Genomic DNA, 17,800 nt, shown 5'->3' on the forward strand with positions numbered 1-17,800 from the left:
CGAGCGGCCAGGGGGACGCACTAGAAAGTGTAAGTGGTCACCCAGGAATTTGATGTATCTCACACGCAACGGTCATCACGATTGCATTTCGAGAAGAAATACTTCTGATTTCGACCTCAGTAGGCGCCTTCGGATGCGAAGACCGCGCGCACGGTCCGCAGCATGATGATCAAGTCCTGCACCGGCGACCAGTTGTCCACGTAGTACAGGTCCAGGCGCACGGTCTGGTTCCAGTCGAGGTCCGAACGACCGGAGACCTGCCACAGGCCAGTGATCCCGGGGCGCACACGCAAGCGGCGGTAGACGTGCTGCTCGTACTTGTCCACCTCGCTGGCCAGCGGCGGGCGGGGCCCCACGAGGGACATGGTGCCGTTGAGCACGTTGATGAACTGCGGCAGCTCGTCCAGGCTGAACCGGCGCATCCACTTGCCGGGTGCGGTCACGCGGGGATCATCCTTCATCTTGAAGAGCACGTCCCCCTGAGACTCATTGGCGGCCATCAGGGCGGCCTTGCGTTCCTCGGCGTCCGTGTACATGGAACGGAACTTGAGCATCCGGAACCGGGTGCCGTCAATCCCCACGCGCTCCTGCGCGAAGAACGCGGGACCGCCGTCGTGCGCCTTGACCAGGATGCCCAGCACGAGCATCACGGGGAAGAGGATGATCAGCGCGGCCAGAGAGCCGGTGACGTCGATGATGCGCTTGACGATCTTCTTGGACCGGGTGAAACGCGGGGTGGCCACGTGGATCAGCGGCAGACCCACGAGCTGCTGGGTGTGGATCCGGGGTCCGGCCACGTCCGTGAGCCCGGTGTTCATGACCAGTCGGATCCGCTCGTCCGCGAGCGCCCAGCCCAGGTGGCGGATCTCAGTGGTGTTCAGGGGTACGGCGGCGGCCATCACGAGCGTCTCGATGTCGTGCTCGCGGCACGCCTGCATGATCCCCTGGACGCTCGGGCGTTCCTCCGGCGCGAGTGCGTTGACGGGTACCCGCACGGAGTGCAGGGACTGCGGCAGTTGGTGGTGCGAGGTGGGCATATAGACCGCCACGGGGTTGAACCCGGCGTCCGGGCGACTCTGCAGCTCTCCAACAAGTTCCACCGCCCCCGGGAAGCGACCCACCACCATGGTGCGGGACATGTTGAGCCCGTTCTTGCGCCGCTGCATGAGTTGACGCCGCGCCCACATGCGTCCTGCGAAAAGGGCCAGTGTGCCGAGAGGCAGTGCGATCAGGATGTACCCGCGCGCCGTGGGCACGTTGAAGGCGTAGGAGGCGATGGCGATCGCGGCGAACAACGTGAGCGAGGCCGTGACGAGCTGCTTTGCCTCCTCCGCACCGTTACCGATTAGCCGCACACCGCGGGTGCCGCGCAGCTCGAGCCACAGCCACCACCCCACGGCCAGCAGCAGCCCCACGAGCCAGTAGGGCACGGGCAGCACGTCCACCTGCAGCAACCCCTGCAACCAGCCGAACCGCAGGGCCTGGGCCGCGGCGAGCGCGAGCACCAGGGACAAAGCGTCGTAGATCCTCAGTTCCGTCTGGTAGCTCTCGCGCCACGACAGGTGCTTGTGTTTCTGGCTTGCATGCTGGAACACGGTCGACGAACCTTCCCCCAAAACCGTTCGACGGCGAGACGCCCCACGCGCTCGCTCCGATGCGTGGACCGTTCCCAACGAGTCCCCGCACCGCGGTGTTCATCTCCCCCGAGATTTACGCCCGCTAATTAGTCAACATACTCTCTCACCTGCTCGAATACCCCCAGAGTTCATGAATCAGTACAGAATTGTGGACATGTGACGTCCTTGACGGGGCCGTGTCGTCGCCCGCTTGGGGGTCAAACCCGGAGGCGGCGCCGGGGGTGGGGCACGTGCTATTGTGGGCCCGTTGCCAAGGCGAGGGGGCGGTCGTCCCGCCCCGTTATCGACGACGGCTTGTGGATCCTTACGATCTACCGCGACCGGTGAGTGCATCCCGAGCGGTGGGCGAGTGGGGTACCGCACCACGTCGGTCGTAACAACGTTCGGGACGCACGGTGCGAGCACCTCCACCGTGACTCGGACGGTCTGACGGTAACCAACCAGACCCACGATCGAAGGAGAACCGCCATGGTGGACGTCATCACCATTCCCGCGACCCTGCGCACCGAGTTCGGCAAGGGCTACTCCCGCCGCGTGCGCGCCAACGACCAGATCCCCGCCGTGATCTACGGCCACGGTGCCGAGCCGCTGCACGTGATCCTGCCGGGCCACGACATGATGCTCGCGTCCCGTAACTCCAACGCCGTGCTCGAGATCGACGTGGACGGCGAGGGCCACCTCGCGATGATCAAGGACGTCCAGCGCCACCCCGTGCGCCCCGAGATCCTGCACATCGACCTGCTGACCGTGCGCCGCGGTGAGCGTGTCGAGGTCGAGATCCCCGTGACCGTCGAGGGCGAGGTCGCCGCGACCGCCGTGCACAACGTGGAGGAGAACGTCCTGCTCGTCGAGGCCGACGCGCTGAAGGTTCCTGAGAACGTCGTCGTGGACATCGAGGGCCGCGAGGCCGGCGAGCACGTCTACGCCGCGGACATGACCCTGCCCTCCGGTGTCACGCTCGTGTCCGACCCCGAGCTGCTGGTCATCAACGTGTCCGAGCCCGTGGAGCAGGACCTGGGTGAGGAGCCGGAGACCGAGGACGCCGAGGGCGAGACCGCGCAGGAATCGTCCGAGGAGTCCTCGGACGACGAGTGATCCGAGTGATCGCCCGTCCGTAACGGGTTGAGGCGATGTGATGAGCGGCGGCAAGCACCACGTGTGCCTGCCGCCGCCGTCGTCCCCGGGTCCGGACACGGCCCCGGCAACGAACAATCCGACACTCGATACGGTGCGGGACGAACGAGCGGGGCCCCCGCCCGGAAGAAGGGACACGAGATGACGCAGCGGACGCTGGTCGTGGGACTGGGCAACCCGGGGGACCGCTACGCGGGGACCCGGCACAACATCGGTGCCATGGTCGTGGCCGAACTCGCGCAGCGCGCCGGCGTGAAACTCTCCGCCCACAAGGCGCGCGCCGCCGTGGCGGAGACCCGGATACGTCCGGGGGCGCCGCGACTCGTGTTGGCCCAGCCCCTGAGCTACATGAACGTCTCCGGGGGGCCTGTGAGCGCGCTGGCCAAGTACTACTCCCTGGGTGCGGACGATCTCGTGGTGGTCCACGACGACGTTGACCTGTCCTTCGGTGCCGTTAAGCTCAAGCGCGGTGGTGGGGAGGGCGGTCACAACGGGCTGCGGGACATCACCAAGGCTCTGGGAACCAGGGATTACATCCGGGTTCGCGTGGGCGTGGGTCGACCCCCGGGACGCATGGATACCGCCGATTATGTGCTCAAGCGATTTTCCGGCGCGCAGGCCAAAGAACTGCCGCTGCTCGTCTCCGACGCCGCCGACGCGGTCGAGATGCTCAGCGAGCGGGGACTCACCGACACGCAACAGCATTTCCACGCCAGATTGTCCTGACACCGGGCCGGGTTCTCGCGTCCGGCCCGCGCCGGCCGGTGACACCGCGGACCCGGCCCATAGTGACGGTGGGCTCAACACTGCGTAATCACCATTCGTCACCGTGCTCGCACCGGACTACAGTCGAAATGCCCGCAGCGTTCGTCAAGGAGCGGAAGCTCGTAAGAAGGAGTCATGCCCACAACCCCCTTGGACAACGAGCAGGTCTTGAAGCTGAAGCAGGATTTCCCGCTTCTCACCGAATCGCAGGTGGCGGGTCATCCGTTGGTGTACCTAGACACCGGTGCCACCTCCCAGGTGCCCCTGGCGGTCGCTGACGCGGAACGCGACTTCACCCTGCATCATCGTGCAGCGGTCCACCGCGGCGCCCACACGCTGGCCGTCGAGGCCACGGATCTCTTCGAGGACGCACGGGCCACGATCGCGCACTTCGTGGGTGCGGACCCTTATTCACTGGTCTGGACCTCCAACGCCACCGAGGGGCTGAACCTGCTCAGTTACGCGATGTCCAACGCGACCGCAGGTTCCAATGGTTCCGAGAACGCGGAGCGGTTTCGAGTGGGGCCCGATGATGAGATCGTCACGACCCAGGCGGAGCACCACGCGAATTTGATCCCGTGGCAGGAACTGGCAGCCCGCACGGGTGCGAGCCTGCGCGTGGTTCCCGTGGACGCGCGCGGTCTGATCACGCCCCAGGCGGTTGCCGACACAGTCTCGGAGCGCACCAAGCTCGTCGCGTTCACTCACGTGTCCAACGTGACCGGTGCGATCACGGATGTGCAGGCCATCGTGGGGGAGGCCCAAAAGATCGGCGCGCTCACGGTTCTCGATGCGTGCCAATCCGTGCCGCACATGCCCATAGATTTTCCCGCGCTCGGCGTGGACTTCGCCGTGTTCTCCGCGCACAAGATGCTGGGTCCCACGGGCATCGGCGCGCTCTACGGTCGCCACGAGTTGCTCAATGCGCTGCCCACGTTCCTCACCGGCGGCTCCATGATCACCGAGGTCACCACCGAGCACGCTCGCTATCTGGACTCGCCCGTCCGCTTCGATGCCGGTACCCAGCGCATCAGCCAGGCCGTCGCCTGGGCTGAGGCCGTGCGATACCTGCAGGCGATCGGCATGGGCCGGATCGAGGCGTGGGAGGCCGAACTCGGCCGCCGGTTGGCACGAGGTGTCACCGAGATCGACGGCGTTCGTCTCCTCGGTCCCGAACCCGGGATGGAGCGCGTGGGCCTGGTCAGCATTGACGTGGCCGGGGTGCACGCGCACGATGTGGGTCAGCTCCTGGATGCCGCGGGAATTGCCGTGCGCGTTGGTCACCACTGCGCCCAGCCGCTCCACCGCGAATTGGGCCTCACGGCCAGCACACGCGCAAGCACGTATTTGTACAACACCACCGACGACGTCGATCGCTTCCTCGACGAGCTTTCGCGTGTTCGCGGCTACTTCCGGGCGGAGGGCTCATGAGCGCTGAATTGGACCAGCTGTACCAGACCATCATTTTGGAGCACTCGCACAAGCGCAGTGGGGAGGCGAGCCAGGACGTTTCATCGGCTGGTGAGCGCAGCGGAGTGTCGCATCAGTACAACCCCACGTGCGGTGATGAAATCACCGTGCGGGTGACGGTGACAGGCGGGGAGACCCCCACGGTGGAGGCCGTGGAGTGGAACGGTGAGGGCTGCTCGATTTCCATGGCGGCGGCGTCGGTGTTAGCGGAAACGGCACCGGGAATGAGCCTGCCCGAGCTGGACACGTTGATTGAGCACTTCCGTGACATGCTGCGGTCGCGTGGCCAGGTGACTCCGGATGAAGAGATCCTGGGCGACGCCGCTGCTTTCGCGGGGGTGTCCAAGTTCGTGGCGCGCGTGAAGTGCGCGATGCTCAGCTGGGTGGCCGTCGAGGACGCCGTGAAGCACGCGGCGTCCAAGACCGTCTAAACGGTACCTAGTGACCCGTCTGTCGTGGAGGGGTTGCGGGCCGGGGCCTCCCTCACAGAGATTCGTGGGTTACCGGACATGCCCGGCTGACTTCAGATCACGATCACATTCGGTCCTGGATCCGCCAGCTGCCCGGGCCGGTGGCGGTGATCTACACGGCCGGCCCCATCGGTTTCGGGTCATCTCGGGTGTTGAACGCAGAAGGGATCCGGTGTGTGGTGGCGGCCCCTTGAAGCTGCAACGGTCTTTTGGGGACCGGGTGAAAACTGATGCGAAGGACGCGGTGCACCTGGCCTGGTTGCTGCGTGTGGATGAGGTCACTGGCGTGGTGGTGCCGTCGGTGGAACAAGAAGCCGCCCAGTTTCTGGTACGGGCCCGGGAGGGCTGCCGTTCAGATCTGATGCGCGCCCGCCACCGGGTCTCGAAGCTGCTGCTACATCATGGGATCGTCCATGAAGGTGGGGCAGGCTTGGACCGGGGCCCATCACGCGTGGCTGGCCCGCCAGTACTTGGAATCCCCGGCCACGCGGATGGCTTTTGATGCCGAGCACGAGACGGTTCTGGCCACTGCCGACCGCCGTGACCGACTGGATCAAGTGATTACCCAGATGGCCGCCGAGTCCCAATTCACCGAGGTCGTCCACCGGCTGGGGTGCTTGCGCGGGATCTCCACACTGACCGGCTTCGGGCTGGCAGTGGAGATCGGGGACTGGCACCGCTTCACCGGTAACACCATCGGGGCCTTCGTCGGGCTGGTGCCCTGCGAGCACTCCTCCGGAACCAGCAGAGTACGAAGACCGATCACCAAGACCGGTAACACCCATGCCTGGCGGCTGCTGGTTGAAGCAGCCTGGCACCGGCCGGGTGGTGCTGGTCCTTGGCCGTGATGGATGAGCAGATGGGCGGGGCCGCCACCGGATAGGTCTCCCGCCCCTACAAGCCGACCCGCCGGTGGTCCCGGGAGGTAGCGCGTGGAGCGACCCGCGATACAACTATGAGCAGCAGCACGACGTTCCTGTTGCGGTGCCACGCTCGATTGTAGACACGCGGTCCGTTCTAGCCGAACACCGTCCTGCGGTACCCAACCCGCGCATATCAGTCTGACCGCGCGTCGCCACCTGACATGCTTTCCGACCAGCACCGGCTGGGCCAACAAGAGGCGCCGCCCGGATAGCTTCCGGACGGCACCTCACCCTGCCCTCTCGACAGAACTCCCCTGCATATCAGTTGTCGTAGACGTCCGGATCCACGCCGTGGGCCCGGATTTTCTTGTACTTGGCGTTGCGGGTCAGCAGCATGATGCCACCAATGACGGCGGCCAACATGGAGCCGAACAGAATCCCCACCTTGGCGTGGTCGCCGTGGGGGCTGCCCTCTCCGAAGCTCAGTTCGCCCACGAGCAGGGACACCGTGAACCCGATGCCCGCGACGATCGTCATGCCGAACATGTCGAACCACGTGTAGTCCCGGTCCTTCTCCGCGGACGTGAAACGGTCCATGAACCACGCGGCACCGAAGATGCCGATGGGCTTGCCGAGCAGTAGACCGGCCACGATGCCCAGGGCCACCGGGTCCGTGGCGGCGGAGGTCACACCGTCCCAGCCGCCCACGGCCACACCCGCCGAGAAGAACGCGAAGACGGGGATCACGAAGCCGTTGGACAGCGGACGGAAGCGGTGTTCGAGCGCGGGCGCCAACCCCATGCGCGGGTCCTCCTGACGGATGATGCGCGGCTTCTGCTTGAGCACGGGGACCATGAAGCCCAGCAGCACGCCCGCGATCGTGGCGTGGATCCCGGACTCGTAGACCAGCCACCACGTCACCACACCGATGGGCAGCAGGATGACCCACGCGGCCCAGTGCCGGGCCATGAACCACCCCATGAACTTGTGGGTGAGGAACCAGTACAGTGCCAGCAGCACCGCGGCCCCACCCAGGAACGGGAAGTTCACGCTCTCGGTGTAGACGAACGCGATGATCGCGATCGCGATGAGGTCGTCCACGACCGCCAGGGTCAACAGGAACGTGCGCATGGCCACGGGAAGGGACGAACCCACGACCGCGAGCACCGACACCGCGAAGGCGATGTCCGTGGCGGTGGGGATCGCCCAGCCGTGCAGCGCGGTGCGCTCCGAACCGGCGGCCAGGTTGACCCCCAGGAAGATCAACGCGGGAACGAGCACGCCGCCGCACGCGGCCACGACCGGCAGGATCGCCTTACGGATGTTGTGCAGTTCCCCGTCCACGAACTCGGTCTTCAACTCCAACCCCGTGAGGAAGAAGAAGATCGCGAGCAGCCCGTCCGAGGCCCAGTGCCCCACGGTGTGCTGCAGCCCGGCCACACTCGGGCCCACCTCGGTGTCACGCAGCCCGAAGTAGACCTCCCCCCACGGGGAATTGGCGATCACGAGGGCCAACACCATGGCGATCAGAAGGAAGAGACCGCCGGTGGTGTCCCGGCGCAGGAAATTCGTGAAGGATCCACCGGAACCGGAGGACGTCTGCGTGTCTGTGCTCAAGACAAGGAACTCCCGTCACGTGGTTCACAGGTGAACCGCGGTTGTCGAGTAGGACGAAGGATGGCCGGGCGGGCACCGATGGTGCCCGCCCGGCCATCCTAGACCCGCGAGGCGCTCAGTTCTTGATGATCCACGCCTCGGCCTGGCGGGCCTGCAGGGTCAGGGCCTTGCCGATGTAGGGCTCGGCGGCCGCGGCGATCTTCTTGCCCACGAGCGGGATGTTGGCCTGCACCTCACCGGTGACGTCCACCGAGGTCTCGTCCTCACCCAGGGGCTTGATGGTCTGGTGCGCGGTGGCTCCCACGGGCAGACCGGCCACTTTGATCTCGGTGCGCACGGTACGGGTACCGTCCGCGGCGGGGGCGCCGTACGTGTCCACCTGGGTGAGCTTCACCCCGCCCTTGACGAACTTCTGCGCCACGTCCGGCAGCTTGTCCGAGCCCATGCTGCGCACGGTGGTCGCGGTGAACGCCGTGGAGGTGTCCCCGTTGACCTCGAAGGACTCGAACTGCGTTCCGGCCAAGGCGCTCACGTGACGGACGAAGGCCTCGTCCACGAACGTGGCCAGGACGGTGTCCACGGGGGCCTTGATGGTGGTGGAAGCGTTGACGGACATGGTGCTCCTCAGGGTCGTCGCCGAATCGTCGGTTTCCGCGCGCCATGGGACACGGTGCGCGGGCTGCCCTCATCCTAGTCATCGGTCCCGCGACCGCGGCCTCCCGGATGCGCCGCGCAACCTGGGAAACCGGCACAATGGACTGTGTGAACCCGCATCCCGCCTCCGCTCCCGTCCTGCTCGCGTGCGCCCACGGAACCCGCGACGAGCGGGGACAACGCGCCGTCGCCGCCCTGGTCGAGCAGGTGCGTGCGGCCCTTCCCGAGGTGGACGTGGTGGACACGTGGGTGGACGTCCAGGAACCCGACCTGGTGGCGCGCACCCGGGAACACGCCGAGCATCCCGCGGTGGTCGTGCCGCTGTTGCTCTCCGCCGGGTACCACGTGTTCGTGGACATGGCCCGGGCCGTCCAGTCCTCACCACAGCACGTCGTGGCCGCGGCACTGGGCCCCGACCGGCGCCTGGCGGGCGTGATGGCCCGGCGGCTCACCGAGGCGCTCGACGCCGCGGGCGCACCCGGTCTCGCACCGGCCGATCGCGTGCTCATGGTCGCGGCGGGATCCTCCGATCCCCGTTCGCGGGACGATTGCGAGCTCATGGCCCGATACCTCGGCGATGCACTGGGCACGCCCGTGACGGCCGCCTACCTCTCAGCGGCGCAGCCCTCGGTTCCCGATGCCGTGGCCGCCGCGCGCGCGGAGCTCGGTCAACACTCCGAACGGCCCGGCTCCCACGGTCGAGCATCGCGCCCGTACGCAGCGCAGAGCTCGGAAACCACGCCAGCCGATGCCGGGCGCGTGCTGCTCGTCCCGTACCTCCTGGCGCCGGGCTTCTTCCACGGTCGCGTCCTCACGGCCGGCGGCGACGTCGTGGCCGAGCCGCTACTCGTCCACCCCGGATCGGTGCCCCCGGAACTCATGGAGCTCACTGTGGAGCACTACCGCGAGGCGGCCTCCCGCGCGTGATCGCACACGGCCTTGACCATGGCCCCCAGGCGGAACCGCTCGGGCACCACGGCGTTCGTGATGCCCGCTTCCTCGAGCGGTTGTACACACACCGGCCCGATCGCCACCGCGGTGCACCGGCCCTCGCGTAATGCGCCCACCAACTCGTCGTACGCGCCCACCGAGCGAGCGGCGTCGAACAGCGCGTCCACGGCGGGCGCGGCGGTGAACGTGACGTAGTCGATCTCCCCGGCCACGACGTCGCGCACGAGCCCGGCCAGTCGGGAACCCTCGTCCGCGGACCCCCACTGATAGGGCGCCACCACGCGCACCGCGATCCCACCCGCGCGCAACCGCTCGAGCTGCTCCTCGTCCGTGGTGCCGTGCACCTGCACGGTCACGGTCGCGGGGCGCTGCGCTGCCGGATCCCCCGCGAGCACGCGGCCCACGAGTTCCGCGGTGCGCCCGGACGCACCCGTGTACGCGCACGTCACGCCCTTGGCCTGCAACTGCCCCCGGGCCTTCGCTCCGCGTGCCATGACGACGACGCCGCGCAGCGTCTTCAGCAGCTCGTCACCCAGCCCTTCCTGCTCGGCCACGCGCAGCCACCGGTCGAAGCCGTAGCCCGTCGTGACGAGCACGGCGTCCGGGGGAGTCGCGATCGTCTCGCGCACGGTGGCCAACACGGCGTCGTCCTCGTCCACCGGGGCGAGCTTGAGCGCGGGCGCGTGGAGCACACGTGCCCCGTGGCGTTCGAACGCCCCGCCCTGCTCGGCGGCGCGGCGATGCGCGGTCACGGCCACGGTCAGTCCGGTCAGGGCGGGGTGCTCAGCTGTTGTCATGTCTCCAGGGTACGAGCGGGCCGCCCGGTGCGAGTCCGGCCGTGGGAACGGGTGTCGGGTCCGCGCGCTCGCGTACGGGGCTGACCTCGCGTGAGTCCGGCCGACCCGGTGCACTTCTTGCGAGGGCATGGTCCGGACGGGGCGCTCGCGGGGGATCGTGTCCGACGTCCCGAGTAGGCTGTAGCGCGTTCCGTCGCGCCCGTCATGGGCGCGGGGCCACAGGTCCCGATCACCGCACCCACCAGGAGTCAGCCACCCATGTCCCTGACCGGTCTGCTCACCGCGCTCTCCGAGGACCGCAGCTTCGCGAACATCCGCGCGCAGGCCGCCCGGCCGCTCACGGAACGCTCCGCCGAGACGATCATCAGCGCGACCGACGGCTTGCGCGCGCCGGTGCTCGCGCAGATCGCGCGGGGGCTCGCGGACGGGGCCGGGGCAGCGTCGTCGTCCGACGGGGCCAAGGGCGGTTCCGCGGGGTCCACCCCGATCCTGCTCGCCGTGACCGCTACGGGACGTGAGGCCGAGGAACTGCAGTCGGGGCTCGCGTCCTACGTGCCCGCCGAGCAGATCGCGAACTTCCCGTCCTGGGAAACCCTGCCGCACGAACGACTCTCGCCGCGCTCGGACACCGTGGGTCAGCGATTGAGCGTGCTGCGGCGCCTGGACCACGCGCAGGACGGGGAACAGCCGCTGCGCGTGGTCGTGGCGCCGGTGCGTTCGGTGCTGCAGCCCGTGGTCGCCGGGCTGGGTGCCATGAAACCGGTGACGCTGCGCACGGGCCAGGAGTACGACTTCCAGCAGCTCGTGACAAGTCTTGCCGGGGCAGCGTATTCGCGCGTGGACATGGTGACCCGCCGCGGTGAGTTCGCGGTGCGCGGTGGCATCATCGACGTCTTCCCGCCCACCGAGGACCACCCGGTGCGCGCGGAGTTCTTCGGGGACGAGCTCGACGAGATGCGGTGGTTCGCGGTCGCGGACCAGCGCACGCTGACCGATGCCGAACACCCGTCCGTGATCGTGGCGCCGCCGTGCCGCGAACTACTCATCACCCCGTCGGTGCAGTCGCGCGCCGCCAAGCTCAAGGAACAGCTGCCGGGCGGGCGCGAGATCCTGGAGCGTATTGCTGGCGGGCAGTACGTGGAGGGCATGGAATCGCTCGCGCCACTGCTCGCGGACGAGATGGTCCAGCTCATGTCCCTGCTGCCCGAAGGCTCCATGACCGTGGTGCTCGAACCCGAGAAGGTCCGGGCCCGCGCGCACGACCTCGTGGCCACCAACCAGGAGTTCCTCACGGCCGCGTGGGAGTCCGCCTCGGGCGGCAACGACGCCCCGCTGGACCTGCACGCCGCGCTCGACGCCGACGACGGCGCGTCCCGCACGCTCGCCGCCGGGTCCTTCCACACCGTGGGGGAGGTCCGGGAACTCGCGCTCGACCGGTCGGTGGGGTGGTGGTCCGTCACGGGGCTCAACGTCAACGCCGTGACGACCTCCCAGATCGACGCCGACACCGCGGACGAGGAGGTCCGGCTCGCGGACACCGACGCCGACACCCTGACCGTCACGGCGCGCGAACCCACCCGGTTCTCGGGGGACGTGGAAGCCATGCTGCGCTTCCTGGGGGAGCGCGTGCACGACGACTGGCGGGTCGTGCTCGTCACGGACGGCCCCGGACCGCTGCAGCGGCTGAGCGAGCTGCTGCACGGGGCGGAGATCCCCGCCGCCCAGTGCGACAGCCTCACGGAGGTGCCCCGGGCCGGTCTCGTGGAACTGACCACGGCCCGCGCCGGACGCGGGTTCGTCATCGAGGCCACGCGCACCGCCCTGCTGACCGAGGCGGACGTGCTCGGGCGTTCCACCGCCTACGACAACCGGGCGCAGCGCAAACTGCCGCAGCGGCGCAAGCGCAACCAGGTGGACCCCCTGGCCCTGCAGAAGGGCGACTACGTGGTGCACGAGCAGCACGGGATCGGGCAGTTCATCGAACTCGTGCAGCGACCGATCGCCGGGGCCATGACCGCCCCGGGTCAACCCAAGCCCGTGCGCGAGTACCTCGTGCTCGAGTACGCGCCGTCCAAGCGCAACGGTCCCCGGGACCGGTTGTTCGTGCCCACGGAGCAGCTCGACCAGGTGAGCACGTACGTGGGCGGGGAAGCGCCGTCGTTGTCCAAGATGGGTGGCGCGGACTGGAACAAGACCAAGCGCAGCGCCAAGAAGGCCGTCAAGGAGATCGCCAACGAGCTGATCCGGCTGTACTCGGCGCGCATGGCGTCCAAGGGGTACGCGTTCGGCCCGGACACCCCGTGGCAGCGCGAACTCGAACAGGCCTTCCCGTACGTGGAGACCCCGGATCAGCTCACCACGATCGACGAGGTCAAGGCGGACATGGAACGGCCCATCCCCATGGACCGGTTGATCTCCGGGGACGTGGGCTACGGCAAGACCGAGGTCGCGGTGCGCGCGGCGTTCAAGGCCGTGCAGGACGGCAAACAGGTGGCCGTGCTCGTGCCCACCACGCTGCTCGCCCAGCAGCACACCGAGACCTTCGCCGAACGCTTCTCGGGCTTCCCGGTGCGCCTGGCCACGCTGTCCCGGTTCCAGAGCGCCAAGGAGTCCAAGGCCACGCTCGAGGGACTGCGCTCCGGCGCGATCGACGTCGTCATCGGGACCCACCGACTGCTCTCCAAGGAGACCCAGTTCAAGAACCTGGGCCTGGTGATCATCGACGAGGAACAGCGTTTCGGCGTGGAGCACAAGGAGAAGCTCAAGGCCATGCGCACGGATGTGGACGTCCTGGCCATGTCCGCGACCCCCATCCCGCGCACGCTGGAGATGTCCATGACGGGCATCCGTGAGACCTCCACGCTCGCGACCCCGCCCGAGGAACGCCACCCCGTGCTCACGTACGCGGGGCCCTACACGGACAAGCAGGTCTCCGCGGCCATCCGGCGTGAGCTCATGCGCGAGGGCCAGGTGTTTTTCATCCACAACCGTGTCTCCTCGATCGAGGCGCAGGCCAAAGCGCTCGCCGAACTCGTCCCCGAGGCGCGGATCGCGGTGGCCCACGGGCAGATGAGTGAGTCGCGCCTGGAGCAGATCATCGTGGACTTCTGGGAGAAGAAGTTCGACGTCCTGGTGTGCACCACCATCGTGGAAACGGGCCTGGACATCGCCAACGCCAACACGCTGATCGTGGACCACGCGGACCGCTACGGGCTGTCGCAGCTGCACCAGTTGCGCGGTCGCGTGGGCCGTGGGCGTGAACGTGCCTACGCCTATTTCCTGTACCCCACGGAGAAACCGCTCAGCGAGACGGCACTGGAACGGCTCAAGGCCGTGGCCGCCCACAACGAGCTCGGCTCGGGTTTGCAATTGGCCATGAAGGACCTCGAGATCCGCGGCGCGGGCAACCTGCTGGGCGGGGAACAGTCCGGACACATCGCGGGCGTGGGCTTCGACATGTACCTGCGGCTCGTGGGGGAGGCCGTGGCCGAGTACCGCGGCGACCAGGACACGGGTCCCGCCGAGATGAAGATCGAGCTGCCCGTCAACGCCCACCTCCCGCACGACTACGTGCCCGGTGAGCGCTTGCGGCTCGAGGCGTACCGCACGATCGCGAACGCCGCCACGGAAGAAGCCGTCGCGGAGGCCGGCGAGGAACTCAAGGACCGTTACGGCCCGCTACCCACCCCGGTGGAGAACCTGCTCGACGTCGCCCGGTTGCGGATCCGGGCGCGCGCCGCGGGTCTCACGGACGTGGCCACCCAGGGCACCATGATCCGGTTCTCGCCGGCCGAGCTCACCGAGTCCCGCGAGATGCGCCTGACCCGGATGTACCCGGGCGCGCAGGTGAAGTCGGTCCCGGGGGCGGACACCCGCATGGCGCTGATCCCCAAACCCAAGACCGCGCGGATCGGGGGCAAGGACCTCGTGGACGGGGAGATCCTCGCATGGGCACGGGAGGTGCTGGACGCGATCTTCCCTCCGGTACAGGCACCTACGGAGGAGGTCTCGCAGTAGGGATAGCGCGGCCCCGTCCGGGCGCCGCCTCGCCCGGGTACTGACTCACCCCGGGTACCTTGGCGCGGCCTGCTCGCAGGTCCGCACACGGAAACAGCCCCGCTCATCCGGGTGGACGAGCGGGGCTGTCGTGGATGTGGTGCGTCAGTGGCTCACGTTGTCCTGGCGCTGACCCGCGCCGATGGGCTGGCGGGCCATCTCGGAGGCGTCGCGCGGGAGGTCCAGGGTGACTTCCTTGCCACCCGTGGAGTGCTTGGCGGTGCTGCCATTGAGGATCGTGGTGGGGACCATGAGGGCCAGACCGTAGGCCAGGATCCCGAGCAGGAACAGCAACCAGCTGTCCGGGTAGGACGCGAAGAGGTAAAGGCTCACCAGGATGGTGATGAAACCGCCGCCGAAGAGGATGGCGTTCTTCACGACGTCGTCCTGGCCAGAGTACTGCGGCTTGCGGCGGGACGCGGAATCGTGGTCGGAGCGGGCGGCCCGGTGGTCGTCGGTCACCGCGTGGCTGCCATCTTCCACCGTGCGCCCAGCGGAGTACTGATCGCTCGTGTGTGTTTCGGCTCTTCTGACCATGAGTTCACCCTTTCAGACCGCCGCGGCGGGCCCATTACGTTCCTGCGCCAAGTCTAGTGCCTGGGACCGGAACTTGCCGACATTCCGTCGATATCGAGCACCCGAACCGGCGCGCGTTCTCACAACTTCGCGACGACGTCCGCGAGCAGCCGGGAGATCCGGGGACCGGCGGCCTGGCCGGCCTCGAGCACTTCCTCGTGGGACAGGGGCTCGTCGCTGATCCCCGCCGCGAGATTGGTCACGAGGGACATCCCCAGCACCTCGAGGCCGGCGTGGCGCGCGGCAATCGCCTCGAGCGCCGTGGACATGCCCACGAGGTCCGCCCCGAGCACCTTGGCCATCCGAACCTCCGCCGGCGTCTCGTAGTGCGGTCCGGTGAACTGGGCGTAAACGCCTTCGTCGAGTCCGGGGTCCACCTGGTGGGCGATGTCCCGCATCCGCCGAGAATAAAGGTCGGTGAGGTCCACGAAGGTGGCGCCTTCGAGCGGGGAGTGGGCGGTGAGGTTGATGTGATCGCGGATCAACACGGGGGTCCCGGGCGCCCATGCGGGGTTCAGTCCGCCGCATCCGTTCGTCAGGATCATGATCTCGGCTCCGGCCGCGGCGGCCGTGCGCACGCCGTGGGCCACGGCCCGCACACCCTTGCCCTCGTAGAAGTGGGTGCGCGCCCCGATCACCAGGGCGTGATCCCCGTTCGTGAGCCGGATGGAACGCAGGGTGCCGCCGTGGCCCTGCAGGGCGGGGGCGGAGAAGCCGGGGATCTCGGTCGCGGGGATCTCGTGTTCGGTCTCACCGATGAGGTCCGCGGCACCGCCCCACCCGGAGCCCAGGGTCAGGGCGATCCGGTGCCTCTGCACGCCGGTGCGCTCACGCAGGACGTCCGCGGCGCGGCGGGCGAGGTCGAAGGGATCCGTGCAAGCCGTTGCGTTCTCAGTCACGGTCACCACTCTAAGCCGCGATCCACCGTTCGGACGTGAAAGGCCCGGGCAAGGGTCCTGCCGGCAAGGGGTCGTCCTCAACGATCGGCGGGAGGTGCACCCCGCACCACGTGGCCATTGAGCGGAGGGGCCGGATCGGACGCGGGCGGGCGCTGCCGGCGGAGTGAGGCCGTGAGAACCACCCCGACGACCAGGACGACGACGAGGACGACGAAAAGGACGAAGCCCAGAACGACAACGAGAGCGACGGTGGACATGTCTCCTCCTACGACGTGTGTTCGCTGACTCGGCCACTCGTAACCGGCCCGCGGAAGACCCGGACCACCATCATGGGCGGTAGCACCCGTGGTAAATGCTGCAACAATGGGGACCGTGAGTGTGCAGACTGAATTTGCGAATCCGAAGCTCGTGATCATCGGCGGCGGCCCCGGTGGTTACGAGGCCGCACTGGTCGCCGCGTCCCTCGGTGCGGAGGTCACCGTGATCGAGGAGCAGGGCATGGGCGGTTCCGCCGTGCTCACGGACGTGGTCCCTTCCAAGACCCTGATCGCGTCCGCGGACACCATGAACCGGTTCGCGGACGCCAAGGACCTGGGCGTGCACGTGGGGGACGGTCAGGACGCGAGCGAGGAGTTGAACAACCTCCGCGTGGACCTGGACACCGTCAACGTGCGCCTGCTGCGCCTCGCCGCTACGCAGTCCCGTGACATCAAGCGCGGCCTGGAGCGCGTGGGCGTGCGCGTGGTGCAGGGCCGCGGCCGCCTGGCCGATCAGCACACCGTGGTGGTCAGCCCCTCCGACGACGACGCCGAGTACGAACTCCACGCGAACGTCGTCCTGCTCGCAGTGGGCTCGCACCCCCGGGAGATGGACACCGCCAAGCCTGACGGCGAGCGGATCTTCAACTGGAAGCAGATCTACCAGCTCACCGAGATCCCCGAGAAGCTGATCGTGGTGGGTTCGGGTGTCACCGGCGCCGAGTTCGCCTCCGCGTACAACGGCCTGGGCTCGGAGGTCACCCTGATCTCGTCCCGCGACCAGGTGCTGCCCGGTTCGGACACCGATGCCGCCCAGGTGCTCGAGAACGTCTTCGAGCGCCGCGGTCTGCGCGTGCTGTCCCGCTCCCGCGCCGACTCCGTGGAGAACACCGGGGACGGCGTGCGCGTGACGCTCTCTGACGGGCGCAAGGTGCGCGGATCGCACTGCCTGCTGGCCGTAGGCTCAATCCCGAACACCGCGGACATGGGTCTCGAGGAGGCCGGGGTCGCCATGGACGAGCGCGGTCACATCAAGGTGGACTCGGTCTCCCGCACGTCCGTCCCCGGGATCTACGCCGCCGGTGACTGCACGGGCGTGCTGCCCCTGGCCTCCGTGGCCGCCATGCAGGGCCGGATCGCCGTGGCCCACATCCTGGGTGACACCGTGCACCCTCTGCACACTGGCGAGGTCGCGTCCAACATCTTCACGTCCCCGGAGATCGCTTCCGTGGGCATTTCCCAGTCGGACGTCGAGGCGGATCCCACGATGTTCACCGGCATGACCATGAAGCTGTCCACCAACCCGCGCGCCAAGATGATGGCCGTGGACGACGGTTTCGTGAAGATCTTCGCCCGCCGCGGCAGCGGGACGGTCATGGGCGGCGTGGTCGTGGGACCGCGCGCCTCCGAGCTGATCTTCCCGATCGCGCTCGCGGTGACCCACCGCCTGGGCGTGGACGACCTCTCCGACACGTTCGCGGTCTACCCGTCCCTGTCCGGCACGATCGCGGAGGCCGCGCGCCGCTTGCACGTCCACCGCTGACTGCCCCGCTCGGGCGAGCACCGCTCGTTCCGGCGGGCACGGTTCGCACTCCGGGTACGACGACGCCGCGGTGACCTTCGTACGGAAGGTCACCGCGGCGCCGTCGTCCGT

Annotated in this window: 14 protein-coding genes; 8 read left to right on the top strand and 6 right to left on the bottom strand. The window is 68.1% G+C overall.

The genetic code is table 11. From position 1 onward, the window contains the following. Window positions 1–116 precede the first annotated feature (116 nt). Window positions 117–1,595: a sugar transferase gene (locus tag J1M36_RS11360; protein ID WP_206479673.1), complete on the bottom strand. Its 1,479-nt coding sequence runs from the start codon at window positions 1,593–1,595 to the stop codon at window positions 117–119. 510 nt (window positions 1,596–2,105) lie between these two features. Between J1M36_RS11360 and J1M36_RS11365 the strand changes: the two genes are divergently transcribed. The 5 genes from J1M36_RS11365 to J1M36_RS12925 all read left to right on the top strand — a co-directional run bounded on the left by J1M36_RS11365 (window position 2,106) and on the right by J1M36_RS12925 (window position 6,324). Further along, window positions 2,106–2,732: a 50S ribosomal protein L25/general stress protein Ctc gene (locus tag J1M36_RS11365; protein ID WP_206479674.1), complete on the top strand. Its 627-nt coding sequence runs from the start codon at window positions 2,106–2,108 to the stop codon at window positions 2,730–2,732. Window positions 2,733–2,912: 180 nt separating this feature from the next. Further along, a complete protein-coding gene (gene pth, locus J1M36_RS11370; protein WP_206479684.1) occupies window positions 2,913–3,497 on the top strand; it encodes an aminoacyl-tRNA hydrolase in 585 nt (194 codons plus the stop codon). Window positions 3,498–3,671: 174 nt separating this feature from the next. Further along, entirely contained in the window at window positions 3,672–4,967 is a 1,296-nt protein-coding gene (locus J1M36_RS11375; RefSeq protein ID WP_206479689.1) for a SufS family cysteine desulfurase, read from the top strand. Continuing rightward, on the top strand, window positions 4,964–5,437 hold the full coding sequence (sufU, locus tag J1M36_RS11380; RefSeq protein WP_206400128.1) for a Fe-S cluster assembly sulfur transfer protein SufU: 474 nt from the start codon (window positions 4,964–4,966) through the stop codon (window positions 5,435–5,437). The genes J1M36_RS11375 and sufU overlap by 4 nt, the downstream gene beginning before the upstream one ends. A gap of 452 nt (window positions 5,438–5,889) precedes the next feature. Further along, window positions 5,890–6,324, top strand: a complete 435-nt coding sequence (locus J1M36_RS12925; protein WP_241247074.1) for a transposase — start codon at window positions 5,890–5,892, stop codon at window positions 6,322–6,324. 336 nt (window positions 6,325–6,660) lie between these two features. Here J1M36_RS12925 and nhaA read toward each other — a convergent pair whose 3' ends face one another. Then, complete coding sequence (nhaA, locus tag J1M36_RS11390) at window positions 6,661–7,956, bottom strand: Na+/H+ antiporter NhaA (RefSeq protein WP_206479692.1); 1,296 nt, start codon at window positions 7,954–7,956, stop codon at window positions 6,661–6,663. Between the two features lie 115 nt (window positions 7,957–8,071). Continuing rightward, window positions 8,072–8,572: a DUF2505 domain-containing protein gene (locus J1M36_RS11395; protein WP_035963632.1), complete on the bottom strand. Its 501-nt coding sequence runs from the start codon at window positions 8,570–8,572 to the stop codon at window positions 8,072–8,074. Window positions 8,573–8,709: 137 nt separating this feature from the next. Here J1M36_RS11395 and J1M36_RS11400 point away from each other — a divergent pair, with 137 nt between their 5' ends. Further along, window positions 8,710–9,537: a sirohydrochlorin chelatase gene (locus J1M36_RS11400; protein ID WP_064846891.1), complete on the top strand. Its 828-nt coding sequence runs from the start codon at window positions 8,710–8,712 to the stop codon at window positions 9,535–9,537. Here J1M36_RS11400 and J1M36_RS11405 read toward each other — a convergent pair. Next, window positions 9,510–10,358 (bottom strand): uroporphyrinogen-III synthase, encoded by an 849-nt coding sequence (locus tag J1M36_RS11405; protein ID WP_206479695.1) that lies wholly within the window; start codon window positions 10,356–10,358, stop codon window positions 9,510–9,512. The two genes, J1M36_RS11400 and J1M36_RS11405, sit on opposite strands and share 28 nt — an antisense overlap. 258 nt (window positions 10,359–10,616) lie before the next feature. Here J1M36_RS11405 and mfd point away from each other — a divergent pair, with 258 nt between their 5' ends. Further along, entirely contained in the window at window positions 10,617–14,375 is a 3,759-nt protein-coding gene (mfd, locus tag J1M36_RS11410) for a transcription-repair coupling factor (RefSeq protein WP_206479699.1), read from the top strand. Window positions 14,376–14,519: 144 nt separating this feature from the next. Here the strand turns inward: mfd and J1M36_RS11415 are convergent, their stop codons facing one another. Beyond that, window positions 14,520–14,876, bottom strand: coding sequence for a hypothetical protein (locus tag J1M36_RS11415; protein WP_342358340.1), 357 nt, complete (start codon window positions 14,874–14,876; stop codon window positions 14,520–14,522). A 194-nt stretch (window positions 14,877–15,070) separates the two neighbouring features. Further along, entirely contained in the window at window positions 15,071–15,889 is an 819-nt protein-coding gene (locus J1M36_RS11420; RefSeq protein WP_085106998.1) for a purine-nucleoside phosphorylase, read from the bottom strand. Between the two features lie 363 nt (window positions 15,890–16,252). Between J1M36_RS11420 and J1M36_RS11425 the strand changes: the two genes are divergently transcribed. Next, on the top strand, window positions 16,253–17,689 hold the full coding sequence (locus J1M36_RS11425) for an NAD(P)H-quinone dehydrogenase (protein ID WP_085106941.1): 1,437 nt from the start codon (window positions 16,253–16,255) through the stop codon (window positions 17,687–17,689). The last annotated feature ends 111 nt before the right edge of the window (window positions 17,690–17,800 follow it).

Source organism: Kocuria sp. KRD140 (assembly GCF_017168375.1).
Taxonomy (GTDB): Bacteria; Actinomycetota; Actinomycetes; order Actinomycetales; family Micrococcaceae; genus Kocuria; species Kocuria marina.